Source organism: Synechococcus sp. WC10meta (genome assembly GCF_047461475.1).
The window spans coordinates 61,328-85,815 of record NZ_JANSHF010000001.1 but is presented as its reverse complement, the minus strand read 5'-3'; the positions used below and the strand labels follow the sequence as shown (position 1 = coordinate 85,815).

Below are 24,488 nucleotides of genomic sequence, written 5' to 3'. Positions count from 1 at the left end.
CGATCCCTCAAGCAAGAGCGAGATTTTACCAACGCAGTTATCGATACAGCAGGGGCGTTGGTAGTGGTCCTGGATCCGGAAGGGCGCATCCTGCGCTTTAACCGGGCCGCCGAGCAACTCTCTGGCTACTCGCTGGCGGAAGTCAGGGGCCGGCTACTGTGGGAGGTGGGTTTGATCCCAGCGGAGGATGTGCCTGGTGTAAAGCAGGCTTTTGAACAGCTCAAGGGCAATCATTCCCTCTTTTTGAACCGCCATGAAAACTTCTGGCGCACCAAGCAAGGGGCACTGCGGCTGATTGACTGGACCAATACCGCCTTAATCGGTGCCAACGGTGAGGCAGAGTTTCTCATGAGCACTGGCATCGACATCACCGACCGCAAGCTGGCAGAGCTGGCCCTCAAAGAAAGCGAAGAGCGTTACCGGGATCTCTTTGAAAATGCTAGCGATCTAATCCAGTCCGTCGACCGCGAAGGGCGCTTTTTGTATGTCAACCGCGCCTGGAAAGAAACCCTGGGCTACGACGAAACTCAAATCCAGCAAATGAGGGTTTTCGACATCATCCACCCCGACTATCGGCAACACTGCCAGATGCTTCTTCAAAGGCTCCTGGCAGGAGAGCCATTGGAAAACGTCGAGGCGGCCTTTGTAGCTGCTAACGGGGAAACGGTCTGGGTGGAGGGCAATGTCAACTGCCGCTTTGAAGATGGAGTGGTGGTGGCTACGCGGGGCATCTTCCGCAACATCACCGAGCGCAAAAAAGCTGCCGAAGAGCTGGAGCGCCAGAGCCGGCGGGCTCAACTCCTGGCCGATCTTAGCTTAAAGATCCGCCAATCTTTGGATATTGCCGAGATCCTGGAAACGGCGGTAACAGAAATCCAAGCCCTGCTCAAAGCCGACCGAGTCTTGGTCTACCGCTTCCAGCCGGATGGATCCGGGATCATCTCCAACGAGAAAACTCAGCCGGGGATCCCCTCCTTGATGGGAGAGGTGATCGAGGATCGGTGTTTTCAGGAGAAATACGTCGAGCTCTGCAGCCAGGGCCGGGTTTGCGCCGTCAGCAACGTGGAGACCGAAGGGCTGGAGCCCTGTTACCTGGAGCTGCTGCGAAAAATGCAGGTCAAGGCCAAGCTGATGGTGCCCCTATTGATGGAGCAGCGGCTGTGGGGGCTGTTGCTGGCTCACCAGTGCTCGGCACCCCGCCAGTGGCAGCCGTTTGAGATTGAGCTGCTATCGCAACTGGCCAACCAAATCGGCATTGCCCTCACCCAAGCAGCCCTTTTGGAGCGGGAGAGAAAGCGCAGCCTCGAGCTAGAACAAGCCCGCAAAGCGGCAGAGCAAGCTGCCCAGGCCAAGAGCAGCTTCTTGGCCACCATGAGCCACGAGATCCGCACTCCCATGAACGCGGTGTTGGGGATGACGGGGCTGTTGCTGGAGACGCCCCTTACCCCAGAGCAGCGGGATTTTGTGGAGACTATCCGCGTCAGTGGCGACGCGCTGCTGACTCTCATCAACGACATCCTGGACTTCTCCAAATTGGAGGCCGGGGAAATGGAGCTGGAGATCCTGGATTTTGATCTCCGCTCGTGTCTAGAAGAGGTGGCGGATCTGTTTGCTGCCACTGCCCACGCCAAGGGCCTGGAGCTGGCAGTGCTCATGCCGCCGGAAGTGCCGCGCTATCTGCGGGGGGATGCGTCGCGCCTGCGGCAAATCCTCAACAATTTGGTAAGCAATGCCATTAAGTTTACCCATCAAGGGGAGGTGGTCATCCAGGCCGAGCTGATGCAGGAAACAACCACCCACGTCCAGCTCCGGCTTTCGGTAAGGGATACAGGGATCGGGATCCCCAAGGAGGCCCAAGCCAAGCTGTTTCAGCCCTTTACCCAAGTGGATGCCTCCACCACCCGCAAGTACGGGGGCACAGGACTTGGCCTGGCCATTTGCAAGCAACTGACAGAGCTGATGGGGGGCAAGATCTTCCTAGAGAGCGAGGAGGGCCGCGGCAGCACCTTCAGCCTCGAGCTGACTCTGGAGCGACAGCCTTATGTGCATCAGCTTTCCCAGCCTGCTGTTCGCATCCCGGTGGATTTGCGGGGCAAGCGGCTGTTGGTGGTGGACGACAACGCCACCAATCGCAAGATCCTGCGGTCCCAAGCTACGGCTTGGGGGATGAGGGTGGAAGAAGCGGAGAACGCCTATCGGGCTATGGACAAGCTGCGCCAAGCCGTTCGGGAAGGCAGACCCTTCCCCCTAGCCGTCTTGGACATGCAGATGCCGGAGGTGGATGGGGAGACCCTGGGCCGCTGGATCAAAGCCGATCCGGAACTGTCCCAGACGCAACTGGTGATGATGACCTCCGTGGGACTGGGGGAGCACTCCCGCCGCGCCGCCGAGATGGGCTTTGCCGCCTACTTGGTTAAGCCGGTGAAGCAAAGCCGCCTGCAGGAAGCGTTGGTCATGGCGCTGGGCAAATCCTCTGGCCTGGCCACTTCGCTGCTATCCATGAGCACTGCCGCTTCCCAAAGTGCGCCCTCACCCAGCCGTCCCCAGCAATCCCTGCGCATCCTGCTGGCAGAAGACAACCCCGTCAACCAGAAGGTGGCCCTGCGCCAGCTCCAGAGCTTGGGCTACTTGGCGGATGTGGTGGCCAACGGCCAAGAAGTGTTGGATCTGCTGGAGCAAGTCAAGTACGACCTCGTTTTCATGGATTGCCAAATGCCAGTAATGGATGGCTACGAGGCCACGCGCCGTCTGCGCCAGCGGGAGCGGGGATCTGGCCACCACACCGTGGTGATTGCCCTAACGGCCAACGCTATGCACGAGGATCGGGAGCGCTGCCTGCAAGCAGGGATGGACGACTATCTCAGTAAGCCGGTGCTAAAGGAGGATTTGGAGAGAGTGATCAACTACTGGAGCCGCAAGATCGCCTCCTCCGCACTAGGAGCAGCCAATGGGCCTACCTCCGAGGTGGCTTCGCCCGCTCCGCCTTCTCCTAAGGATGCCAGCGGCAACTCTGATCCCACGCTGCCCTATCCCATCGACTCGGCTTACTTGGAGCGGGTTACGGGCGGCGACAGCCAGTTTCAGCGGGAGCTGCTGCAGGTGTTCGTCCAGGATTGCCAGAACCTGTTGCCGCGGCTGCGCCAAGCCGTTGCAGCAGGTAACGCCGAAGACTTGAGGAAAATTGCCCACCGCCTCAAGGGAGCCAGCGCCAACGTGGGGGCCCATGCCTTTTCTCAAGCAGCCCGCGAGCTCGAGCACCTGGGGGTGCAACTGGCCCAGCAGGGATCCCTGGACAGTGCTGCACCAGAATGGGCCAGGGCTTCCCAGGGCCTAGAGGAGCTGGAGCGCATCCTAGCCGACATTTGCCAGTACTTGCAGAATTTGTAGGGGGTAGAGCCTTAGCAAAGCAAAAGCTCGGCTGCCAGCCGAGCAGAAAGGGTCTGTGCCAGGGCTTGGGATTACATCAAGCCGATTTGAGAGAGGATCCCTTGGCCCGTGAGCAGCTCGGTCAAAACGCCAATTACAAAGCCCAGCATCGCCAGCCGGCCATTCCATTTTTCGGCAAAGGGCGTAAAGCCAAACTTAGCTTCTTGGTTTTCCATGGCTGCAACTCCATCAGTAGGTGACATTCCCAATGTGGCTCAGATATTAAAAAGTGTCAAGTTTTGTGTCGAGAGCTAACAAGCCGCAGGCAGGGGATCCCTAGCTGCTTTTGACGGCAGTCCAGACAGCGTCAACCAGACGTAGCTGCTCCTGCGACAGCACTTTGAGGTACTTTAGCCTGGCAAAGGTCGTCTCATCGGGATAGATAGCTGAGTTTTGGCGATCCCGGGGGTTGATCCTGGGTAGGGCAGCAGCGTTGGGGGTGGCAAAGCGGTTGTAGTTGCTCAGTTGGGCGCCAATTTCCGGCTCCAGAATGAAGTTGATGAAGCGGTTGGCCAGCTCCGGGTTAGGAGCTTTGGCAGGGATAGCCATCACGTCAAGCCAAATGTGGGCGCCCTCGCGGGGGACAAAGTAGCCAATGTTGGGATTTTCTTCGGCAGCTTGCAGGACATCACCGCTGTAGACAACCGCCACATTGGCTGTCCCGGAGACCAGTTGATTTTTGCCGCCCACCCCGCCAATGAGACCGGCGCTGCGGCGTTTGGCTTGAATCAACAGCTCCTGAATCTGCTGCAGCTCTGCGGGAACGGTAGTACTGGGGTCAAAGCCCAGGTAGAAGGCGGCAGCCGCAAGCATAGAGCGCATCTCGTCGATCATCACAAAGGGGCCGTACTGCTGCTTAGGATCAAAGATCAGCCCCCAGGAACGCTCAAAGTTTTCCGGCAGGCGGTCTTTGCGGTAGCCAATGCCGGTGGTGCCCCACTGGTAGGGAACGGTGTAGGTGTTTTCTGGGTCAAAGGGCAAGCCGACAAACTTCTCGTCCAGGTTGCGGAGATTGGGAATGAGGTTTTTGTTGAGAGGCTGCAGCAGGCCCAGCTCCACCATGTTGGGCACAACGTAGTCGGTGGGCACGACAATGTCATACTGGCTGACGCCGCCCCCCCGCAGCTTGGCAATCATGTCCTCGTTGGACTCGTACACACTCACCACTACGCGGCTGTTAGTGGCTTTCTCAAAGGCCGTGAGAATGGCTGGGTCAATGTATTCCGACCAGATGTAGAGTTGGAGGGTTGGTTTTCGGGCAGCAGTTCCTAAGCGCCAAAAGAAAAGTAGGGCCAGTAGACAGCAGAGCAAAGCAACGGCCGTGGCAATTCTCTTTTTCATGGGCATTTTCAAACCTAGTGGAGCTGGACGTCGCCCTTACACCTAGCCATGGATCTGGAGCGATCCTGTCCAGCCAATCGCGGTTCAAACCCCTGCTCTAGCCTACCACCTGGACTTCCCCGTTGCTGTTCTCCCCAACCAAGAAGAGCAACTGATATAGCCGCTGCTGCTCGGCAGGGTTGCAGTAACGCTGTTGCTGCGCGGGCCAATCTTGGAGAGCCAGCTTCTGTTGTTCCTGCAGCCAGTTCTGCAAGCTTGAGTCGGCAGGTAGCTGGGCCTGGAGAACTTGCAAGTCGTTAAAGCGGCCCAACTGTTCCTGCAGACGCTTGAGGGCCTTCACCCAGCTTTGGAGGGTCTCTCCGTAGAAGGGGGCAAAAAACTCTAGCTGGTAGCGCAGGCGTTTGGTGGCTTTGCGCAGGTCATGCAGTTGTTCAGCCTGAGCTTCGGTTTCGGGGAAGGCCGGGATCCGCCAACCCGGCTGCAGGAACCACGCCGCCACTAGCGGCGCCAAAAGATGGGGCAAGCTCTCCTGCACAGGAAGCTGGGCCGCAGGCTGGTAGCGAGGAGAAACCAGCCACTCTTCGCAAGCAGCCTGGAACTTCAGGAAGTCCTCCTCTGCCAGAATGCGGCGGGAGTGTTTCTCGGCTTGAGCTTGGCGCCGCTGCAGCTTTTCCTTCAGCTCCTCTAGCTCCGCCTGCTGGTCTGCCGGGATCCCTTGCCAACAGGGTTCGTGGAGGATTTCTAGCAACACGTCCAGATCCCGCTGCTGGCCCAGCGTCTTGATCAACTTTCGCAAACGTTTGGGCCTGAGCGGCTTGGGCAGGCGCAGGGATCCCTGAAACACTTCCGCCCAGGTGCCGATGCGGCGCAAGCTCACCCGGATCTGATGAAGGGATTCTGCCGCCTCCGGGTGGTGCTTGAGCACTCTCCCCACATGCTTCTGCAGCCGCTGCCATTGCTGGCTCAGCAGTTGGTGGGCCAAAGCAGCTAGCGGGGGCAAGCTTGAAGACGAGAGCAAGAGTGACTCCGAGGACTCCGTCTTGCCGAGGCTCTCAGTTTTCGATTCAGCAGCAATGATGTCCACCGCAAGTCTCCCCTACCCACGACAACAACTCCAAAGAGCGGCAAGCCCCCCTGCCCTAGCCTACCCAGGCTAGCTTGAGCCGCCCCCTGCTCCCCCCTTTTTAACCAAATCTTAACCTTGCGTCTAGGGCCTTGGGACTGCTGTCAGCAGGCGAGGCTGGACCACCGACCAGATGCGGGCAGCCACCTCCAAGGGGGATCCCTCGGCGTCAATGCGGACAATCCGCTGCGGCTCGGCGGCAGCCAGCGTCTGGAAGCCCTGGTGGACGCGGCGGTGAAACTCCAGGCGCTCCTGTTCGAGCCTGTCGGCAAGCCCAGACCTAGCTAGCCCCACCTCAGGCGGGAGATCCAGCCATAGGGTAAGATGCGGCTGCAGACCGCCAGTGGCCAAGTGGTTAAGCTGGCGAACCTGCTGCAAATCCAGCCCCCGTCCGTAGCCCTGGTAGGCCAGGGTGGAATCGGTGAAGCGGTCGCAAACCACCACCTGGCCGGCTGCCAAAGCGGGAAGGATACACTTTTGCACATGCTCAGCCCGGTCTGCCGCGTACAGAAACAACTCAGCCAGCGGCGTCAGGGGATCCCCATGCAACAAGATCTCCCGCAGCGCCCGGCCCAGCGCCGTCCCTCCCGGCTCGCGGGTACACAGACAGGGATAGCCCGCCTGGCGAAGCTGCAGCGCAAGCAGGGCCTGCTGGGTAGTTTTACCTACCCCCTCCCCACCTTCTAGGGTGATGAACACTTCCCCATCCCTGGCCGAAGGACTAGCGCAGCTCAAGCTGCGGCTGCAAGTCAAAGGAGTGGCCTGGCACCATCACGTACACATCGGGGATGTTGGTGGGCTGCAGGTTTTGCAGGGCCAGCCCTTCGAGGTTGGAACGCAAGGCGTTGTTGATAGTGGTTTCCAGTTGGGACAAAACCTGCGCCTCGTCGCCTTGGGCAGCCAAGCCGGGAAACTGGCTGTAGAGGGCGCGGGCCAAGCTGCTGGCCAAGGGAAGCTGGATGAGGGTGAGGTTGGATCCCCCCAGTTGGGGGCCTAGGGTGTTGGCCCGTCCGCGGATGCCCAAGGCCTGCAGGGCATTGGCCGTTTGGCTGACAGGAATGGTGCAGGTATCCACTTTGTAGATGGGCACCGAGGCCACGGTGAGGGCAGAGACACTGGTGAGTTGGACCACGGTAAAGGAGGCGGTGCCGTTGTAGGCAAAGCAAAAATCCCGAAAAGCCTCCGGCACATTGGCAGCGCGAATGGGGCGCTCATCGTCAAAGCCGCCCGACTCGGCAAAGATGTTGCGGATGGCAAACCCTCCGAAAAAAGCCAGCAGGGCCACCACCAGCAAAGCCGTCAGATCCGAGGAGGAGATCCCCCCTGAAGATCTGCCGCTGCGGCCTCCCCCTCCATATCCTCCTCTTCCTCCGTAGCTGGAGGTGGAGCCATAGTCACCCCCGTAGGAGCTGGCATAGGCGGAAGAGCGGGCGGATCCCTCAAAGCCCCGGTTGCTAGAGACAAGGCGCCGGGGAACCAAGGCTTGTCCAGCAGGGCCGGCCCGAGAGGACGCCGTCCCCCTAATGCGATCAGCAGCCCGCGAAGATCCAGCAGCAGCTTCTCGGCCTGAGGTGGCCCTCTCTTTAGCCTCCTCCGCTGGCAGCGCGCGCCCGGCAAGGGGAGCGGCGGACGCCTTCCCGTCGTTCTGGGCCTCTTCATCCTCCAGCCAGTCTTCCGCACTTTCCTCAGAGGGGCCAGGACCTTCCTCCGGCAGGGGAGGTGGGGAACGCCGGCCTTGGGACTCCGAGCTGCTGGAAGCGGAGGCATTCCCTTGGCCGCTAGCAGCCGTTGCGTCTGGAAAACGGTTTGGATCGCGCTCCTCAGAGAAGGTCATTTTTCAGGCTCCCAACGCAAGACTGGCACTCCTATCTTCCTAGACCGAGTTGGACTTGCAGCCCTTTCTCCAAGCTAGCCTAGACGGCGCTCCAGGATAAGCAACTGCTCCTTGAGAGCCCTCAGGGCCTGGCCGCGGTGGCTGACGGCTTCTTTTTGCGTTGGGCTCATCTCAGCAAAAGTCAGCCCCACCTCTGGCACCCAGAAGAGCGGGTCGTAGCCAAACCCCCCCTCTCCCCGGGGCTGGGTCAAGATTTCCCCGTGGCAGAGACCCTCTACCAATGCCTGCACCTGGCCCTGGGGATCCACTACAGCGATGGCGCAGTGGAAGGTAGCTTGGCGGTTGGAGATCCCTTCCATCTCCCGCAGCAGTCGCTGAATGCGGGCGGCATCGTCAGGGGCATAGCGGGCCGAATGAACCCCAGGGGCACCCCCCAGGGCTGCCACCGCCAGGCCAGAGTCATCGGCAATGGCCCACTCCCCCAGAGCCGTTGCTACGGCCTTGGCTTTGAGAAGGGCATTTTCGACAAACGTGCTGCCGCTTTCCTCTACTTCTATCGCTGCCGGCAGGGGACGCAACTCCCACCGGGGAGCATGGGCCTGGAAAAAGGCGTGGAACTCCCGCCATTTACCGGGGTTGCTGCTGGCCAGAACTAGGGAACGGGGCATGGGGAGTGAAACTCATCTGGCTCCGCTATCTTAGCCGAGCGCTTGGCTGCAATCTGCAGGGCTACCCTCTCTGGCCGTTAAGCCCGCGCTCTCTGCTTCTCAGTGGATCTCCAAAAGCATGTTGTGCAAGGCTGTGTTGATGACGAGGGTAGATCCCCACCGTTCTACCTTTCCCCCATCCCAGTGCATGTGGCCGCAGATGTAGTAGCGCGGCTGGAGCAGATCCAAAAGGGGACGCAGAGTAGGCATGCGGCGGTGGTACCACTTGCCCCCTTCGTCCAACAAGCCCCGCGGCGGCGCGTGGCTAAGCAGCAGGTCAATGCGATGCGGCAGTTGGCTGTAAAGGGCAAGTAGCTCTTGCAGGTGACTGCGGGTAAGCGTCCAGCTCCAGCCGCAGGGAGGCGTCCAGGGCACTGCCAGCACCTGCAGCCCTAGCCACTCAAAGCAACAGGACTGGGTAATGGCCCGTCCCCAATTGCCGGCAAAGGCATCCAACACCGCGGCGGCTGGGTCATGGTTGCCGGGCAAAAAGAGCCAGGGCTTGCCTAGCCCGTCCACTGCCGCCAGGAAAGACTGCAGCTGGGCTACCTCGGCTGGGGCTGCCGGATGAAAGCCTTGGGTGGCGTTGCGGGAGGGCTTGCCGGCCTTGGAGCAGAAGTCGCCGCAGTTGATGTAGCCATCCACCTGCGGCAGATAGGCCAGGGCCTGCCGGATCAGCCGGTCGTTGCCGTGGTAGTCAGAGCCAAGCAGCAGTTTAAGCCCCATAGCGCAGCAGCGGCGTTGGGGATCCCTGAAGCAGAGCGGCCACTTGCTCCCAGGAGCTGCGGTACCAGGCCCGTTGGGCCTCCAGCTCTTCTTCCAGGGATCCCGTTGGACCAAACTCAGGGCAAGCATGCCCCAACGAACGCAGGCCCGCCACCAGGAGCGCTGGCGACAGCCACCACTGCTGGCCTAGGCGCAACAGATCCACCTGGGGATAGGTTTGCAGGTAGTGGCGCAGTTGCCGTTGTAGGGTGGCCGCGGAGGGTAGGGGCACGGTCTGCTGATGCACGGCAATGAGCGGCGCTTCGCCAGAAAGGCAGTGGAGCAGCCACTTGAGGTGCTCCAAAGAGGGGGGCCAGCTCCACAGCCACAATTGGTCGTAGCGGCGGCCCGCCTGGGGGCGGTCGTAGTCAAGAGTCAGCGGAGAGCGCCGCTCAGGTGCCAGAACCAAGGTGGGACGGCGAAAGCCGTAGAAGAGGATGGTTCCCTGCGCCTGGGGCAGGAGGTCAGAAAAGCGATCCACAACCTGCCACCGCAGCGGTCGGATGAGAGGCGGAGCAGGGCGGTAGAGAAGAAGGGGGGAGAGATCCCTTCTCTGTTGGGAGGGGGAGGATTTTCCGGGACTAGCCGCTTGGGCAGGCCGGATCCCGAGAATTTCCAGCTCTAGTTGGGTCTCGTCTTCCCACCGCTTGGCTTTGAGGGTGTAGGCAACATCAATCCGCTCGGGCAGGGGATAGGCTGCGGCCCCTCGCCAGACAGTGGCCCAGAGGGGACGGCGGCGGGCCCTGGCTCCCAGGGGAGAGCGGCAGGACTCAGGGGGATCCTGCAGCAGCAGCTTCAAGTGACTGGGGGCATTCTCGGCTGAGGAAACACCGCCCACAGCCCCAGGTCGGGGGCCAAATCGCTGCTGTTGCAACACCTGCAGGTTGCGGCTACAGAAGACCGGCTCCGGGTTGCCGATACCGCAGGGCTGGAGGCGCTGCAACTCTTGATAGAGGTCAAGAGTGAGGTCAGCTAGCGCCACCTCCAGGTCAATCTGCACCAGGGGCCGGATTTGTTCTGGCTGCAGGCGCTGTTGGGCCAATTGCCGCAGCCGCTTTTCCAAAAGGGGCCAGTTCTCTGCTTTTAGGCTAAAGCCGCCGGCGGCTGGGTGGCCGCCATGCTTGGTAAACAGATCTTTGCAGAACTCCAGGGCCTGGAACACGTCGAACTCCGGGATCCCCTGCCGCGCCGAGCCAGTAATCTCCCCCTGGCGCGACTGGCTGCCGATAAATACTGGACAGCCAAAGCGCTCCGCCAGCCGCGCGGCCACCAGGCCAATGACCCCTTTGTGCCAGCGCTGCTGGGGGGTTCCCAAAAGGATTAACACCCGCTCCTGCGGCAGATCCCACCCTCGCTGGGCAATCTGCTCCAAAGCCTCGGCCTCGATGCGGCTGCACATCTCCTGCCGCACCTGGTTGAGGCGTTCACAGCGGCGGGCAAGTTTCTCCGCCTGCTGGGGATCGTCGGTGGTCAGCAGTTGAATCCCCATTGCCGGTTGGCCAATTCGCCCAATGGCGTTGATGCGGGGCCCCAAGCCAAACCCTACCCACTCTGGCCGCAGCTCCTCTGTGGATCCCGTCATTCCCATCACCGCCAAGAGGGCGCGGATCCCGGCCACCTGGGAAGTGGGCAAAAGGGCTAGCCCCTGCTGCACCCAGAGGCGGTTTACCCCTGTCAGAGGGGCCAAATCGGCAATGGTGCCCACTGTACACAGCTCCAGCGCCACTCGCCCTAGCCGTTCATCGCCGCGGCGCTCCGCCAAGGCCTGGGCCAGTAGGTAGGCCACCCCCACCCCGGCCATTCCCCGGTAGGGAGACGACTCTGGGAGCTGCTTGGGGTTGAGGATGGCGTCGGCAGGGGGCAATTGGGAGGGCAGATCGTGGTGATCGGTCACGATCACCGCCAGCCCCAGCTCTTTGGCTAGACGGATGGGCTCGTGGGCAGCAATGCCGTTGTCTACGGTGAGGATAAGGCGCACCCCTTCGCGGTGCAGCTCCTGCACCATGCGGCTGTTGAGACCATAGCCCTCCGTAAGGCGGCTGGGAATGCGGTAAACCACCGGCGTGCCCCGCAGCGCCCGCAGCAGCAGGGCTGTGCTGGTCATGCCGTCGGCATCGTAGTCGCCGCAGATGGCGATGGGCTCCTGCCGGCGCAGGGCTTTCTCCAACAGCTCCACCGCCAGGGGCAGGTCGGCGAAGTCCCGGCTGGGCGGCGGCAAGCAGGAGGGATCCGGCTGCAGGTAGTGGCGAACCTCGGCAGGGCTGCGGAGGCCGCGGTTGAGCAGGATCTGAGCCAGCAGAGGCGAAATCCCCACCGCCTCCGCCAACTGGCGCGCCCTTGGCTGGTCCTCAGGCTGGAATAGCCAGCGCTGCTCGAGGATTGCCGCCATCGCCGGAGTTAGATAGCCAAATGGCAGTGCTACAGTGAGCCTAGAGATCCTTCTTGAGCTTACTCCAAAACGCTACTCCGCTGGCTGGCTGCCGATGTACTCTCTCCTACTTACCTACAGCCTTAACCCCCTGAGGGGACTGAAGCTGCTGGTTCGATCCTCTGAGCAGGCGTCCCTGGGGAATTTGGCGCGTCAGCTCTGGAGATCCCGGCAAGGGGGGCCGCGTCTTCAGATTGCGCTAGGCCGCCTGGTGCCCGAGCAAACCCAGCCCCTTTCCCCCTGGGAGGTGCTGCTGCGCTCGCAGTTTTTCATCGCCCTCGAAGCTGCTTGGCCAGATCCCTCTCTGCCAGCTCTTCCTTCTAGCCAGGGATCCGCCATTCAGCTTGCCCGCTACACGGAAGGCTCCCAACCCTACAAGACTGAGATCATTCGCTTTTCCCTGGGAGGATCCCCTGCCCCTGCTGTCCCGCGTCGCTACAGCTACCGTCGCCGTCGCTTCTAGGGAGTGCAGGCAGCAAGCGTTGCCAAATCCTCCTCACTATACTGGAGGTAGACCTCATTGCGCTTCTCCTGTGAACGCTGGGCTGCGCCACTGCCGCCAAAGGAGAGACCGACAGTGGGCTAGGTGGGGGGGAGAGACTAGTCTCTTGCCTAGCAGGGCTTGGCCAAGGCTGACAATGGCGGCTTGGTGGGGCAGCTCCCTGGTGGCTAGTCTCCTTGCCCTGCCGCCTGCCTTTGCCCTAATCCGTTACCAAGTCCATGTCCTGGCTGAGCGACCAGAAGCCTTAGCTCAGGTGCGCAGGCAGGTGCCGGATGCCTATTTTGTGCAGGGGGATGGCCAGGTCTTCATTCTGGCGGGAACGTTTGTCAACCGCAGCCACGCCCAACGCCGCCAGGCCGAGTTGGAACAGCTAGGGCTGCCCGTGCGGGTGGTGAGCCGCCAAGACAGGGATCCACCCCTGCCGCCGGCCTTTCTTGCCCCGCCAACGGCTCCCCCTTTCGACCCGCAGCGGCCTTTTGCCACCCAAGTGCCCAACCCCAGCAGAGATCCACGGCTGGAGGAGCGGGTACGCCGCTTCTTTCCCCAGGCTATAGAGGTGCGCTACCGCGGCCAGCCTGCCCTACAGACGGGGACTTTCTCTCGCCTATCACTGGCGCAGGAACAGGCCCGTTGGCTGACTGCTCAGGGCTTGCCGGCAGTGGTCGTGTCGCTGGCAGAAGAGAATGCCGCTTCACCACCTGAGGAGCCTGCCCAAGGGGAACGCTATTGGGTGTTGGTGGCCGATCCCAGCGGCGAGAAATTGGCTGCTTTGGAGCACCTGCTGCCGGGATCCCTGCCCCTAATCTACGACAGCCGGCGGGTTGTGCGCACCGGCGGCTTTGCCGATCTGGCAACGGCCAGCGAGCAAGTGCGTTACCTAGCTAGCCACGGCTACGAGGCAGGGATCTTTCCCGCTGACCTGCGCCGCTCCCAGCCTATCCTGGTTCGGGATTCTCCTCCATCCCTGCCTGCGGCTAGCTCGGCCGGGTTTTGGGTGGTGGTTCAGGCTGGCGAAGAGGCGCTGCCCAAGGTGCGGCAGTTTGCGCCCGATGCCTTTGTGCGCGGCTCAGTGATTCAGGTGGGCACCTACCGGCAGCGGGCCAATGCCGAACGGGCGCGGCGCAGCCTAGCCGAGGCGGGGTTTGATGCCCGCATTTTGCCGGTGAAGTAAATGCTCCCCCTTCAGGCCTGCCGTGCCGTGAGAGGGAGACAGGGGTGGAGTCCTAGCGAGCCTGCTTGGCCTGTTGCAGCGTTTTCTCAAACACTTCCAAAGGCTGAGCCCCCGAGAAGGCAATGCCGTTCAAGATGAAATGGGGGGTACCGCTGATGCCCAGTTGAGAGGCCAGATCCATGTCTCGCTGTACAGCCCGCTCTGCCGCCCGGCTGCGCCGATCCCGATTGAACTTCTCCACGTTCAAGCCCAGCTTTTGGGCTGTAGCTACGTAAAACTCCTCCCCTAGCTGGGACTGGTTGGCAAACAGCTCGTCGTGGAACTCCCAAAACTTGCCCTGGCGGTGAGCAGCCCAAGCGGCGCGCGCTGCCGCCATCGCCTCAGGGTGAATGCTGGTCAAGGGCAGGTGCTTGTACACCAAGGTTACCTCGTCCCCATGTCTAGCCATGAACTCCTTCAGAGTCTGATGGGCACGGGCACAGAAGGGACACTGAAAGTCGGAAAACTCCACCAAAACTAGCCGCAAGGACTCGGAGCCGGTTCTGGGGGAATCGCCAATGACAGCGCGGGGGTTCTGCCGCAACTGCTGGCCAAACTCTTCTGCTAGCTTCTGCTGTTGCCGCTGCTGCTCTTCATACTGCCGCTGCTGGTACTCCTGCACGGCCTCCAGGATCACCTGCGGATTCTTGCGGATGATCTCCAGCACCTGCTTCTCCAGGTCTGCCGGAGCTGCAAAGACAACAGGTGCCGTGCCGCTCATTCCCAGCCAAACTAGGAGCATGCCGAGCAGGCCGAGCTTGGCCAGCCCTTGTCCCCACCTGCCAAAAGCCCTCGCCAGACTTCCCATCCCAACTCCCCCTCAAGTACAAGCTTTTATTAGGCTAAGCCCAGGCAGCAGCCCTGTCTACCACCCCTTTGGGGGGTTAGGAGTGGGTGGCTTGCAAAAGCTGCTCCTTGATCCGCTGCAACTGGCTGGCCCAGCGGGGATCCGGCTCAACAGCCTCTTTTGCCTCAGCGTCCGCCTTGACACGCTGGCGCTGCTTCTTGCCTGAAGTCGACTTCTCCCCTGCCGTTTTGGAACCTTTGGCCGGTTCCCGGGCGGAGTCCTTGGCGGGGGAAGGGGAGACTGCTGCTTTGGCTTCGGCACCTTCCCGTTTCTCGCGCGGCTGGGCAAGTTCAATGCGCAAGTTGACGTCGCCAAAGCTGTGGCCGTTGAATTTCTCGATATACTGCTGCGCCTGTTCCTCAGTGCTTACCGTAACAAAACCAAAGCCGCGGCACTTGCCGGTCTTCCGATCCCGAATGACCTTGGTGGAAATGACCTCACCTGCAGATCTGAAGAGCTTCTCCAGGGCCTCGCGATCTACCTCTGCCGGCAGATTTCCAACGTACAGACGAACGGGCATAAAACCGTGAAGCTCCTTAGCGAGAGGACAGAAGTCCAGCCTGCACAGGGCCAATCCAGAAGCACCGCATAAGGCCACCTTTTAAAAATTTACCTCAACTTTTAGCCAAAAAAGTTAAGACAACCCAGCTGGTCAAGGGGATCCCTTCTAGGCTAAGCCGGTAACGTTTAAGCGATCCCGATGCAGGAAGGGACGGGCCTGAGGGCCGGTATAGTCAGCTACAAGATGGCCTCGCCCCCGCAGTTGGTAGCGGTAGGTTACTAGGCCTTCCAAGCCTACCGGGCCCCGGGGTGGCAGCTTTTGGGTGCTAATGCCCACTTCTGCCCCAAAGCCGTAGCGAAAGCCATCGGCAAAGCGGGTGGAGGCGTTGTGAAAGACCCCTGCTGCGTCCACTTCGTCGAGAAAGCGCTGGGCAGCGACGGCATCTTCGGTCACGATGGCCTCGGTGTGCCGGGATCCGTACTGTTGGATGTGGGCAATGGCCTCGTCGAGGGAATCCACCATTTTAATGGCTAGAATCAAGTCGGCGTACTCAGTGCTCCAGTCAGCTTCAGTGGCCGGGATCAGATCGGGCACCAGCTCGCGGCAGCGGGGATCCCCGCGCAACTCTACCCCTTTCTCGCGCAGCGCTTGCACGGCCAGAGGCAAAAACCGGGGAGCAATCTCTGCATGGACTAGCAGGGTCTCGATAGCGTTGCAGGCGGCAGGGTACTGGGTTTTGCTATCTAGGGTTAGCCTCACCGCCATGTCCACATCAGCAGCCCGATCCACGTACAGGTGGCACAGCCCATCCGCATGGCCCAGAACCGGGATGCGGGTATTCTCCATAATGTAGCGGACAAAGCTGCTGGAGCCGCGGGGAATGATTAGGTCCACCAGACCTTCCAGTTGCAGCAGCTCTTTAATCTCCTCGCGACGGGTGAGCAACTGCAAAGATTCCCTAGGAAAGTCGGGAACTTGCCGCAGCCCCGCCTGCAGCGCGGCCATCAACGCTTGGCAGGAGCAGAGCGCCTCCGATCCGCCTTTGAGCAGGACGCTGTTGCCCGTCTTTACTGCTAGGGCGGCAATTTGCACCAGGGCGTCGGGCCGCGACTCAAAGATGACGCCTAGCACTCCCAGGGGATAGGTGCGCCGCTCCAGCACCAGCCCCTCGTCCAGCTCGCGGATGAGGAGGGATCGCCCTACCGGGTCGGGCAGCCGCCTCACCTGCTGGACTCCAGCTACCATCTCGGCCAACTTGTGGGCATCCAACTTTAAGCGGGCATAGGCTGCAGCCGACAACTCCCCCCTTTTAACCTGCTCCGCTGCCCGCTCCAGATCTTCCCGATTGGCCGCTAGGATGGCCTCTTGCTGTTCCAGTAAAGCTGTGGCCATGGCCTCGAGAGCCGCATCCCGAATCTCGGTGGGCAAGGTGGCTGTGCGCTGGGCGGCAGCTCGAGCCGTCTGCACCTGAACTAGCAGGGAGGAGTTGGCAGTTCTTGCAGGAGCTCCAGGAGACATGGGCAGAGAGGCAACAAAACCCAACCCAAAAGGCTACAAAAAGTTCCAATCTAATGGGATCCTGGGAGCAGCCTTGCCAGAATCCCTATGCTAGCTTGGGCAAAACTGGGCAGTCCTCTCAGCAGCCTATCAGAATTTGGACGCTGCTAGCTGCCCCTAGAGGAGCCTAGTCTGGCAAAACCCAGCCCATCTTCAACCAGTACCGTGTTTTCCAGGAGAGCCGATGAGAAAACGTGGGTTTGTGGTGAGTGCAACGGCTGCCGTGGTTACAGCCGTGTCGTTGGTTGGCGTGCAGCTATCCATGCCAGGTTGGGCGGGGTTTCGCCGGGATCCCAAAGAAGTGGTGGACGAAGTTTGGCAGATTGTCAATCAGGAGTACGTCGATCCTTCCTTTAACTCCGTCGACTGGGAAGCGGTGCGCCGCGAGCTGCTCAGTAGAGAATATGCCACCCGCGAGGAGGCCTACAAGGCCATTCGCGAGGCCCTCAAGAAGCTCAACGATCCCTACACCCGCTTCTTGGATCCGGAGCAGTTTGCCAGCATGCAGATCGAGACCTCGGGGGAGCTGACCGGCGTGGGGATCACGCTGGGTGTGGATCAGGAGACCAATGAGCTGGTTGTGATCTCGCCAATTGAGGGATCCCCTGCCGATCGCGCTGGGATCAAGTCCAAGGACGTTATCGTGCGTATTGACGACAGATCCACCGAGGGCATGGACACCAATACTGCCGTCAGCCTCATTCGCGGTGAGCCAGGCACCCGGGTACGGCTAACCATTCGCCGCGAGGGAGAAGGGCTGAAGGTGTTTGACTTGGTGCGGGAGAGAATTGAGCTAGCTACAGTACGCCACGAGGCTCGCAAAGAAAACGGCCTGCTCATTGGCTATATCCGCATCACCCAATTTTCCGGCAACGCCGCCGAAAAGGTGCGCCAGGCCATTCGCGACCTGGAAAAACAAGGGGTGGCTGCCTACGTGCTGGATCTGCGGGCCAATCCTGGGGGGCTGCTCCACGCCAGTGCCGAAATTGCGCGCATGTGGATCAATCGAGGGAGCATTGTCTCGACGGTGAATCGGCAAGGGGAGCAGGATCGCCTTGTGGCCAACAACAGCGCCCTCACCGATAAGCCTTTGGCCGTCTTGGTGGATGGGGGTTCTGCCAGCGCCAGCGAGATCCTCTCCGGCGCCTTGCAAGATAACCGGCGCGCTGTGATCGTTGGCACGCAAACCTTTGGCAAGGGCCTGGTGCAGTCGGTGCATCCCCTCTCCGACGGGTCGGGGTTGGCAGTCACCATTGCCCGCTACCGCACTCCCAAGGGCACCGAGATTGACCACAAGGGTATCACCCCCGACATTGTGGTGGAGCTGTCGGAGGCAGATCTGAAGCGCCTCAGCAAGAACCGCGAACTGGTAGCCACTGCCGCTGATCCGCAGTATGCGGCTGCCATTCGCGCCCTCCAGGCCCAAATTGCGGCCCGCCGGCAACAGGCTTCCAGCGTCGTTCGTTCCTCTTCTCGGTAGGCGGTGCTAACCCTAGGTGGAAAAGGCTTTATCGTCGGCAGGCAGGGTAGGCGAGGATGGCAGGATCCATGAATTTGAACTTGGCCGGACGGGATCTGCTCAAACTCAGCGACTTGAGCCCGGCGGAGCTGGCGGCCTTGCTGGCCCAAGCGGCGGAGCTGAAGCGGGATCCCTACCGGGCGGATCTGCGGGGTCGAGTGCTGGGACTGCTATTTCAGAAGGCTTCCACCCGTACCCGGGTTAGCTTTACCGTTGCCATGGCCCAGTGCGGGGGCAGCACCCTGGACTTGGTGCCAGCGGCAATGCAAATAAGCCGCGGCGAGCCCCTGTCGGATACAGCCCGCGTCCTCTCCCGCTACTTGGACGCCATTGCCATCCGCACCTACGACCAGCGGGAGCTGGAGCTCTTTGCCGAGTATGCCGAGATCCCCGTGATCAACGCCCTCACGGATCAGTTTCACCCCTGCCAAGTTTTGGCCGATCTGCTCACCATTCAAGAGAACTTCGGGCAACTGGCAGGCCTGACCTTGGCCTATTGTGGCGACGGCAACAATGTTGCCCATTCCCTCCTGCTGGGCTGTGCTCTAAGCGGGATCCACATCCGCGTTGCCACACCCCCTGGCTACGAGCCGGATGCGGCAGTGGTGGCAGAAGCGCAGGCCTTGGCCCAGGGATCGCAGGTGCTGGTTTTGCGGGATCCCTACGAAGCCGTTGCGGGAGCCCAGGTGGTCTATACCGACGTCTGGGCCAGCATGGGCCAAGAGGATCAGGCGGCAGCCCGCAAAGCCCACTTCCTGCCCTACCAGGTCAATGCCGAGCTCATGAAACACGCAGATCCGGAGGCAATTGTGCTCCACTGCCTGCCCGCCCACCGGGAGGAGGAGATTACTGCCGAGGTTTTGGAGGGATCCCAGTCCCGCGTTTGGGATCAGGCGGAAAATCGCCTTCACGTGCAAAAGGCGCTGCTAATCCAACTGCTGGGAGCAGGGTGAGGATCCTCACCCCCGGCTCGAAGAGAGGGTCAGCGGTTGTTGGGGCGGCGGGCAGCGATCGCCAGGCTGACGTTGGGCAGCCGCTGCAGAGCATCCATGACCTCCACCACCTTGCCGTGGGAGAGGGCCAAGTCAGCGTTGATGACCACTAAGCGCCGCCCTTCAGCCGGCTTCTCGGCCAGAATGCGTTCCACCGTGGGGATCAGGGCACCAAGATTGGCAATTTTCTGCCGGTTGACAGCAATTTGGCCTTCGGCCGTGATGCTCACGGTAACGTCTGGCTGACGGCGGGCTTGGGCTGTGGAGGCCTCTGGCAAATTGACATCGAGCGCCTCTGAGCGGGTAAGCACCAGGCTGGCGATGACGAAAAACACCAAGATCGAGAAGATGACATCGATTAAGGGCACGATGTTGATCTCGGCGGGTCTGAAGTTCTCTTCTGGAATGCGCATAGGCTAGGAGGGCTCAAGCGGGGAGTAGGGAGGAAGAGTGGAGCTGGGGCCGGGCTTGGCGTAGGAATACTGGGGAAGCTGCTGGGCTTGCATCTCTAGCCGCTGCCGATGCAGCAACTCCAGCTCGCCGCCGTACTCCTGGATCTTGGAGAGTTGCCGCAGGTACAGAGAGCGAAAGACATTGGAGATCAGCAAGGTGGGAATAGCCACAATCAACCCGAAAGCCGTCGAGTAGAGGGCTTCGGCGATGCCTTGTCCCACCCCCTGCGTATTGGTGCCGCCAATATCCCCCAGTTGGATGGAGCTGAGGATTTGGATGATGCCGGTAACCGTGCCCAAGAGGCCCAGGAAGGGAGCAACGGTAATCACCGTGTCAAAGAGAGTGTTGAAGCGCTTTAATAGCGGCACTTCGGCTGCCAGGGCTGTCTCAAGGGCCAGTTTAAAATCCTCAGGGCTGGCTTCGTTGAGCTCCAGGGCAGCCAAAAAGATGCGCGCAATGGGCAGGTCGGCATTTTGCTCCAGCAGGTACTGGGCGGCCCTGGGGTTGCGGCGGTACTGGCTGAGGGCTTGCCGCACCACCTCCTCCTGCCGATGGGTAACCTTCCACCAGAACAAGGCCCGCTCGAGGCAACAAGCCACCGAGAGAACCGAGAAGGTCAACAGGGGGATGGAGTAGTACCAACCCTGGATCAGAAGCTGCAGGACTCTAGCCATAGGATCCGGATGACCCCCTCCCAGCGGCACCTCACGCTCATCCTGTCATAGCACTTTCCCGCTAGAGCTGGGATCCCCTTTTGCTCACTTGGGGTTGCTTTCTTTCCCAGGGCAAGCTGCTGATTTTCCAGCAAGGGCGCTATCCTAAGGCGTGGAATCCAGAGGCTGCCGGCGTATTCACTGACAACCTATGCCTACTCAGCCCTTCCCCCCTTTGGCCCTCCTCAGTGTCTCTGATAAAACTGGCCTTGTCCCCCTGGCTAAGGCACTGGTCCAGGAGCACGGCTTTCAACTGGTCAGCAGCGGCGGTACGGCCAAGGTGCTCTCTGAAGCTGGGATCCCGGTTACCCCCATCTCGGCCCACACCGGTGCGCCGGAGATTCTGGGGGGACGGGTGAAAACGCTGCACCCCCGCATCTACGGCGGCATCTTGGCTCGCCTGGAGCGCCGCGAAGACCGGGCAGACTTGGAGGCGCTGGGGATCCCGCCCATCCAACTGGTGGTGGTCAACTTCTACCCCTTCGAGCCGACGGTGGCCCAACCCGGAGTGACTCTGGAGGAGGCTTTGGAGCAGATTGACATCGGCGGGCCGACGTTAGTGCGGGCAGCGGCCAAAAATTATCCCTATGTTACGGTGCTCACGGATCCCAGCCAGTACCCTCAGTATTTGCAACTGCTCTCTAGCTCCTCCAGCGAGGCGGAACGGCTGGCCTTTCGCTTCCAGTGTGCCCGCCGCGCCTTTGAGCGGGTCTTAGCTTACGACCGCGCCATCGTCAACTATCTGGCCCGCTCAGAGCTGTCCCAACCCTCTCAACCTCCAGCTTCTGCAGGCGCTGCTGAACAGGTTTTTCACCTGCAAGGGATCCCGTGGCAACGCCTGCGCTACGGGGAAAACCCCCACCAGGCTGCCACCTGGTATGTGGTGGATGCGGCTGCCCCTGGCTGGCATCGAGCCAAGCAGCTGCAGGGGAAAGAGCTGAGCTACAACAACCTGCTGGATCTGGAAGCGGCCCGCGCCCTAGCGGCAGAACTGAGCATAGGACTTGCCAACGGCTCTAAGCCAGCGGTAGCGGTGGTTGTCAAGCACAACAACCCCTGTGGGGTAGCCGTTCGCCCAACCCTAGCTGCCGCCCTGGAGGCTGCTTTGGCTGCCGATCCCGTTTCCGCCTTCGGGGGCATCGTTGCCCTCAACCAAACCTTGGATGCGGAGACCGCCCGGCGGCTGGCGGAGCCTTTTTTGGAGTGCGTGGTCGTCCCGGGCTGCACGCCTGAAGCGGCAGAGCAACTGGCGGCCAAAAAGAACTTGCGGCTTTTGGTTCTGCCGGACTTTGAGGTGGGGCCAGCCCAAACCATTCGCACCTTGGCCGGCGGCTTTCTGGTGCAAGAGGCCGACCGACTGCAGGGATCCGTTCGCCAACCCTCCTGGCAGGTGGTGACCGAGCGCCAGCCTACCCCCGAGGAGTGGGCGGATCTGGAGTTTGCCTGGATAGTCTGCAAACACGTGAAATCCAACGCCATCGTCGTTGCTCGCCAGGGGCAAACCCTCGGCATTGGAGCAGGCCAGATGAACCGGGTGGGGGCCGTCGAGCTTGCCCTTCGCCAGGCCGGTCCACGGGCCGCGGGAGCGGTTTTGGCCAGCGACGGCTTTTTCCCCTTTGCCGACAGTGTCGAGGCGGCAGCCCGCGCTGGGATCCGCGCCATCATTCAACCGGGAGGCAGCATCCGCGATGCCGACTCCATTGCCGCCGCCAATGCTGCGGGTATCGCCATGGTCTGCACTGGCATTCGTCACTTTTGGCACTGAGGGCAGGAGCTTAGGGCAGACCCCAGGCTCTGGCCCGCTCTGCCAGCCAGCCCTCGGCACGCAGGTTTTCTAGCTCGCGGCGCACCCGCAGCCGCAATTCAGCGTGCTCTAGCCCTTTGGGCATGGCAATGCCCAGCCCCACCGCCCCCAAGGGGGATCCCAAAAACTGAAACTGGGGGTGCTCCGCCAGCCACCCGGCCAGCACCGACCGGTCTGCTGTCCAGGCCTGCACCGATCCTTTCAAGAGCAACTCCGCCCCTTCCTGATAGGAATCCACCGGCACCAACTCGACCCCTGGAAGGTAGCGATTGAGGTGAGGAATAGCGGCAGATCCGCGCAGGACGGCAACGCGAGCGCCGCGTAGCTCCGACCAGCTTGTCCAGTTCTGGGAGCGGGCCACCACCAAGCTGGGGCCATCCTGATAGTAGGCAGAGGTAAACTCCACCTGGCGGGCCCGATCCGGCGTGATGCCAATCTGGGCAATGGCCAGGTCCACCTCCTCCGCGGCCACTGCCTGCAGCCGCTCCACATTGGCCACCGGCACCAGCTCCACCGCCTCTCTTGACCCCAGGAGCCGGGATCCCAGCTCGCAGGCCAGGTCAATCTCAAACCCCTGCAGCTTGCCCTCGGGATCGCGAAAGCCCAGCGGCCTCAAGTTGTCTTTGACTGCAACTCGCAACTGTCCCGAACGGACAATCTCCGGCCAAGGGCGGGCGGCGGCGGGGATCCCCATCCCCGAGCAAGCTAGAGCCAGGCTGGCCGCTAAGCAAGACTTTTGGATCGCCAAGGCCAACGGAGACCAGGATCCCATTCCCCCTAGGAAGCGCGGGACTGGCGGGCTGCTTCCACCACCTGGGTAAAGGCCTCGGGATCCAGGAAAGCCAGGCGGGCCAGCATTTTGCGGTTGAGCTGGATATTGGCTTTTTTGAGGCCGTCGATGAATTCGCTGTAGCGCAGGCCCTGGGCGCGGGTGGCCGCATTGATGCGGGCAATCCAGAGGCGGCGGAAATCCCGCTTCTTGCGGCGGCGATCCCGGTAGGCGCTGCGCAGGGCTTTCATCACCTGCTGGTTAGCCGTGCGGAACAGCTTGGAGCCAGCTCCGCGGAAGCCTTTGGCCAGCTTGAGGATCTTCTTGCGACGCTTGCGGGCAACGTTGCCGCGTTTAACTCTCATAGCAGTAACCCAATACCGGCAAGTACACCTTGCAATTGACAAGCCCAAAGACTTTTGGCTGGGCCGCAACCGGTGAGGACCTAGTGGGCGTTGGGCAGCATCAGGCGCACGTTGGCCAGATCCTGTTTGCTCACCAGGGCCACGCCAGCCAACTTGCGTTTGCGGTTGCTGGTTTTGTGCTCGAGCAAGTGGTTGTGCCCCGCCCGGCGGCGCATAAACTTGCCGTTGCCGGTGAGGCGAAAGCGTTTTGCGGCAGCCTTGCGAGTTTTGATTTTGGGCATGGGAGTGAGCTGGAGCAAAGTCACAGCCTTCCAGCATAGGGTAGAAAGGCCTGGGGGAGCAAGTTTTCTCCGCGGCTAAGTGGCGAGGGCGCTCAAAAACCGTTCTCTTGCGGCTCCAACAGCAGCACTTGCCAGCGCAGCAACTGCTGTAGCTGCGACCAGCTTAGGGGAGAGGCTAGGCTCTCTTGAATGGCTTGGACGGTGCGGATCCCGTCTACCTGCTGCAGGAAGGCAAAGGCCTCCTCGCTTAGGGAAATGGCCTCGTAGGCGTAGTTGAAAATGCTCCGCCCCGGCCACAGGCCCAGGCAGGGACTGAGGTGGGCCACAGCCGAGGCCACAGCTTCTGGACTGGTCCATTCCCAGCGGGGGAGGGGGGGCCTGCCAAGAAACAGCTCGTAGTGGGCCACCACCGGGTCCAGCAGCTCAATCAAGCGGTAGCGCTCCAGCTCCGGCAGTTGAGCCGCCTGGGCCAGTAGGGCCTCGTCCTGGCCCAACACCCGTTCCAGCCGCCAGAACTCGGGGTTGGAAAAGCGCAGAAACTGCAGCCCTGAAGCCCGAATGAGCTCAAACAGGGTCTCAATGTTGTAGTCCACCTCCTGCGGGTGCAGGTACATGTCAGCAAAGCACTCGTCGTCCACGTTCTCGAGGGCCCAGCGGGCCTGTTCCTGCTGCTGGATGCGGTTGCTTGCTGGCAGGATCTCGAAAAGGCGGCGACCTACCTGGAGGCCCTTTTGCAATTGCTCGGGGGAGGCGAGAGGTTGGTGTTCGGAGCCGGTGACCAAGAGGCGAATGGCCTTCTGCATCAGGCGAATCTCATGGCGGCCCAGCTCGCCGTAGACAAACAAATGCAGGATCCCGCCAGGAGCTAGTTTGCTCGCCAAAGCCTGCAGCCCCGCCACCGGGTCCGGCAAGTGGTGGAGCATGCCCACGCAGTTGATGAAGTCGAACTGCCCTGGCAGCCGGTCGATGTCGTAAACGTTGAGCTGGCAAAACTGCACTGGCGGCGCCTGGGAAGCCCGACAGCGAGCCTCGGCAATTTCAAGGGCGCGGCTACTTAGGTCAAAAGCCCAGATTTCGGCGTTGGGGTTCTGGTGGGCGATATACTCCGTCCCTACTCCGGAGCCGCAGCCGGCATCCAAGATGCGCACCTTGCGCCGGCCCGGATGGGATCCCGTGCAAAAGGCATAGGCCTGGGGCCAACTCCAGCGCCAGTTCCACCCCGGCGGGGGAACAGTGCCGATGGGCTGCGGTGGGAAAGGGTAGAGCTCGTAGAGCTGCCGCACTTGCTGGAGGATCTCTTCTGCACTGCGGGAGGAGGGCTGCATAGGCGCTGTCGGGTTAAGCTGGACC

General features: G+C 61.4%; 23 protein-coding genes. 6 read left to right on the top strand and 17 right to left on the bottom strand.

All coding sequences use genetic code 11. The features are described 5' to 3' along the window. The coding region (locus NW804_RS00450) for a response regulator (RefSeq protein ID WP_414422588.1) at positions 1-3,387 on the top strand (3,387 nt) is incomplete at its 5' end. A gap of 71 nt (positions 3,388-3,458) precedes the next feature. Here the strand turns inward: NW804_RS00450 and NW804_RS00445 are convergent. The 8 genes from NW804_RS00445 to recJ all read right to left on the bottom strand — a co-directional run bounded on the left by NW804_RS00445 (position 3,459) and on the right by recJ (position 11,585). Continuing rightward, on the bottom strand, positions 3,459-3,602 hold the full coding sequence (locus NW804_RS00445; RefSeq protein WP_414346668.1) for a high light inducible protein: 144 nt from the start codon (positions 3,600-3,602) through the stop codon (positions 3,459-3,461). 100 nt (positions 3,603-3,702) lie between these two features. Further along, positions 3,703-4,773 (bottom strand): spermidine/putrescine ABC transporter substrate-binding protein, encoded by a 1,071-nt coding sequence (locus NW804_RS00440; RefSeq protein ID WP_414422587.1) that lies wholly within the window; start codon positions 4,771-4,773, stop codon positions 3,703-3,705. Positions 4,774-4,864: 91 nt separating this feature from the next. Further along, positions 4,865-5,851: a CHAD domain-containing protein gene (locus NW804_RS00435; RefSeq protein ID WP_414420433.1), complete on the bottom strand. Its 987-nt coding sequence runs from the start codon at positions 5,849-5,851 to the stop codon at positions 4,865-4,867. Positions 5,852-5,974: 123 nt separating this feature from the next. Beyond that, positions 5,975-6,589 carry a dTMP kinase gene (gene tmk, locus NW804_RS00430; RefSeq protein ID WP_414422671.1) on the bottom strand — a complete coding sequence of 205 codons (615 nt, stop codon included), beginning with the start codon at positions 6,587-6,589 and terminating at the stop codon, positions 5,975-5,977. 22 nt (positions 6,590-6,611) lie between these two features. Continuing rightward, positions 6,612-7,724: a hypothetical protein gene (locus NW804_RS00425; protein WP_414422586.1), complete on the bottom strand. Its 1,113-nt coding sequence runs from the start codon at positions 7,722-7,724 to the stop codon at positions 6,612-6,614. 74 nt (positions 7,725-7,798) lie between these two features. Then, positions 7,799-8,392: an RdgB/HAM1 family non-canonical purine NTP pyrophosphatase gene (gene rdgB / locus NW804_RS00420; protein ID WP_414394358.1), complete on the bottom strand. Its 594-nt coding sequence runs from the start codon at positions 8,390-8,392 to the stop codon at positions 7,799-7,801. 99 nt (positions 8,393-8,491) lie between these two features. Beyond that, positions 8,492-9,157, bottom strand: a complete 666-nt coding sequence (locus tag NW804_RS00415) for a metallophosphoesterase family protein (protein ID WP_414411076.1) — start codon at positions 9,155-9,157, stop codon at positions 8,492-8,494. Beyond that, positions 9,147-11,585 (bottom strand): single-stranded-DNA-specific exonuclease RecJ, encoded by a 2,439-nt coding sequence (gene recJ, locus NW804_RS00410; RefSeq protein ID WP_414411077.1) that lies wholly within the window; start codon positions 11,583-11,585, stop codon positions 9,147-9,149. Before recJ ends, NW804_RS00415 begins: the two co-directional genes overlap by 11 nt. Before the next feature lie 94 nt (positions 11,586-11,679). Between recJ and NW804_RS00405 the strand changes: the two genes are divergently transcribed. Both NW804_RS00405 and NW804_RS00400 read left to right on the top strand, forming a co-directional pair. Next, positions 11,680-12,087, top strand: a complete 408-nt coding sequence (locus tag NW804_RS00405) for a hypothetical protein (protein WP_414420429.1) — start codon at positions 11,680-11,682, stop codon at positions 12,085-12,087. A gap of 202 nt (positions 12,088-12,289) precedes the next feature. Further along, positions 12,290-13,297, top strand: coding sequence for an SPOR domain-containing protein (locus NW804_RS00400; protein WP_414420428.1), 1,008 nt, complete (start codon positions 12,290-12,292; stop codon positions 13,295-13,297). A 52-nt stretch (positions 13,298-13,349) separates the two neighbouring features. Here the strand turns inward: NW804_RS00400 and NW804_RS00395 are convergent, their stop codons facing one another. The 3 genes from NW804_RS00395 to NW804_RS00385 all read right to left on the bottom strand — a co-directional run bounded on the left by NW804_RS00395 (position 13,350) and on the right by NW804_RS00385 (position 16,203). Continuing rightward, positions 13,350-14,144 (bottom strand): DsbA family protein, encoded by a 795-nt coding sequence (locus NW804_RS00395; protein ID WP_414422585.1) that lies wholly within the window; start codon positions 14,142-14,144, stop codon positions 13,350-13,352. Between the two features lie 76 nt (positions 14,145-14,220). Further along, positions 14,221-14,703, bottom strand: coding sequence for an RNA recognition motif domain-containing protein (locus NW804_RS00390; protein WP_414422584.1), 483 nt, complete (start codon positions 14,701-14,703; stop codon positions 14,221-14,223). Between the two features lie 147 nt (positions 14,704-14,850). Continuing rightward, positions 14,851-16,203 (bottom strand): glutamate-5-semialdehyde dehydrogenase, encoded by a 1,353-nt coding sequence (locus NW804_RS00385; RefSeq protein WP_414422583.1) that lies wholly within the window; start codon positions 16,201-16,203, stop codon positions 14,851-14,853. A gap of 223 nt (positions 16,204-16,426) precedes the next feature. Between NW804_RS00385 and ctpC the strand changes: the two genes are divergently transcribed. Further along, on the top strand, positions 16,427-17,722 hold the full coding sequence (ctpC, locus tag NW804_RS00380; protein ID WP_414422582.1) for a carboxyl-terminal processing protease CtpC: 1,296 nt from the start codon (positions 16,427-16,429) through the stop codon (positions 17,720-17,722). Positions 17,723-17,796: 74 nt separating this feature from the next. After that, positions 17,797-18,714 carry an ornithine carbamoyltransferase gene (argF, locus tag NW804_RS00375; RefSeq protein ID WP_414395162.1) on the top strand — a complete coding sequence of 306 codons (918 nt, stop codon included), beginning with the start codon at positions 17,797-17,799 and terminating at the stop codon, positions 18,712-18,714. Between the two features lie 29 nt (positions 18,715-18,743). Here argF and NW804_RS00370 read toward each other — a convergent pair whose 3' ends face one another. Together NW804_RS00370 and NW804_RS00365 are read right to left on the bottom strand one after the other, a co-directional pair. After that, positions 18,744-19,166: an ExbD/TolR family protein gene (locus tag NW804_RS00370; protein WP_414420423.1), complete on the bottom strand. Its 423-nt coding sequence runs from the start codon at positions 19,164-19,166 to the stop codon at positions 18,744-18,746. A 3-nt stretch (positions 19,167-19,169) separates the two neighbouring features. After that, complete coding sequence (locus tag NW804_RS00365; protein ID WP_414395161.1) at positions 19,170-19,856, bottom strand: MotA/TolQ/ExbB proton channel family protein; 687 nt, start codon at positions 19,854-19,856, stop codon at positions 19,170-19,172. Between the two features lie 214 nt (positions 19,857-20,070). Here NW804_RS00365 and purH point away from each other — a divergent pair, with 214 nt between their 5' ends. Further along, on the top strand, positions 20,071-21,684 hold the full coding sequence (gene purH / locus NW804_RS00360; RefSeq protein ID WP_414420422.1) for a bifunctional phosphoribosylaminoimidazolecarboxamide formyltransferase/IMP cyclohydrolase: 1,614 nt from the start codon (positions 20,071-20,073) through the stop codon (positions 21,682-21,684). A 10-nt stretch (positions 21,685-21,694) separates the two neighbouring features. On the opposite strand, the gene NW804_RS00355 is transcribed toward purH, so the two are convergent. The 4 genes from NW804_RS00355 to NW804_RS00340 all read right to left on the bottom strand — a co-directional run bounded on the left by NW804_RS00355 (position 21,695) and on the right by NW804_RS00340 (position 24,463). Beyond that, positions 21,695-22,495: a transporter substrate-binding domain-containing protein gene (locus tag NW804_RS00355; RefSeq protein WP_414422581.1), complete on the bottom strand. Its 801-nt coding sequence runs from the start codon at positions 22,493-22,495 to the stop codon at positions 21,695-21,697. Positions 22,496-22,500: 5 nt separating this feature from the next. After that, complete coding sequence (rplT, locus tag NW804_RS00350; RefSeq protein ID WP_414404758.1) at positions 22,501-22,857, bottom strand: 50S ribosomal protein L20; 357 nt, start codon at positions 22,855-22,857, stop codon at positions 22,501-22,503. An 80-nt stretch (positions 22,858-22,937) separates the two neighbouring features. Beyond that, complete coding sequence (gene rpmI, locus NW804_RS00345; protein WP_414395125.1) at positions 22,938-23,138, bottom strand: 50S ribosomal protein L35; 201 nt, start codon at positions 23,136-23,138, stop codon at positions 22,938-22,940. Between the two features lie 92 nt (positions 23,139-23,230). Continuing rightward, positions 23,231-24,463: a class I SAM-dependent methyltransferase gene (locus tag NW804_RS00340; RefSeq protein ID WP_414395124.1), complete on the bottom strand. Its 1,233-nt coding sequence runs from the start codon at positions 24,461-24,463 to the stop codon at positions 23,231-23,233. Positions 24,464-24,488 lie beyond the last annotated feature (25 nt).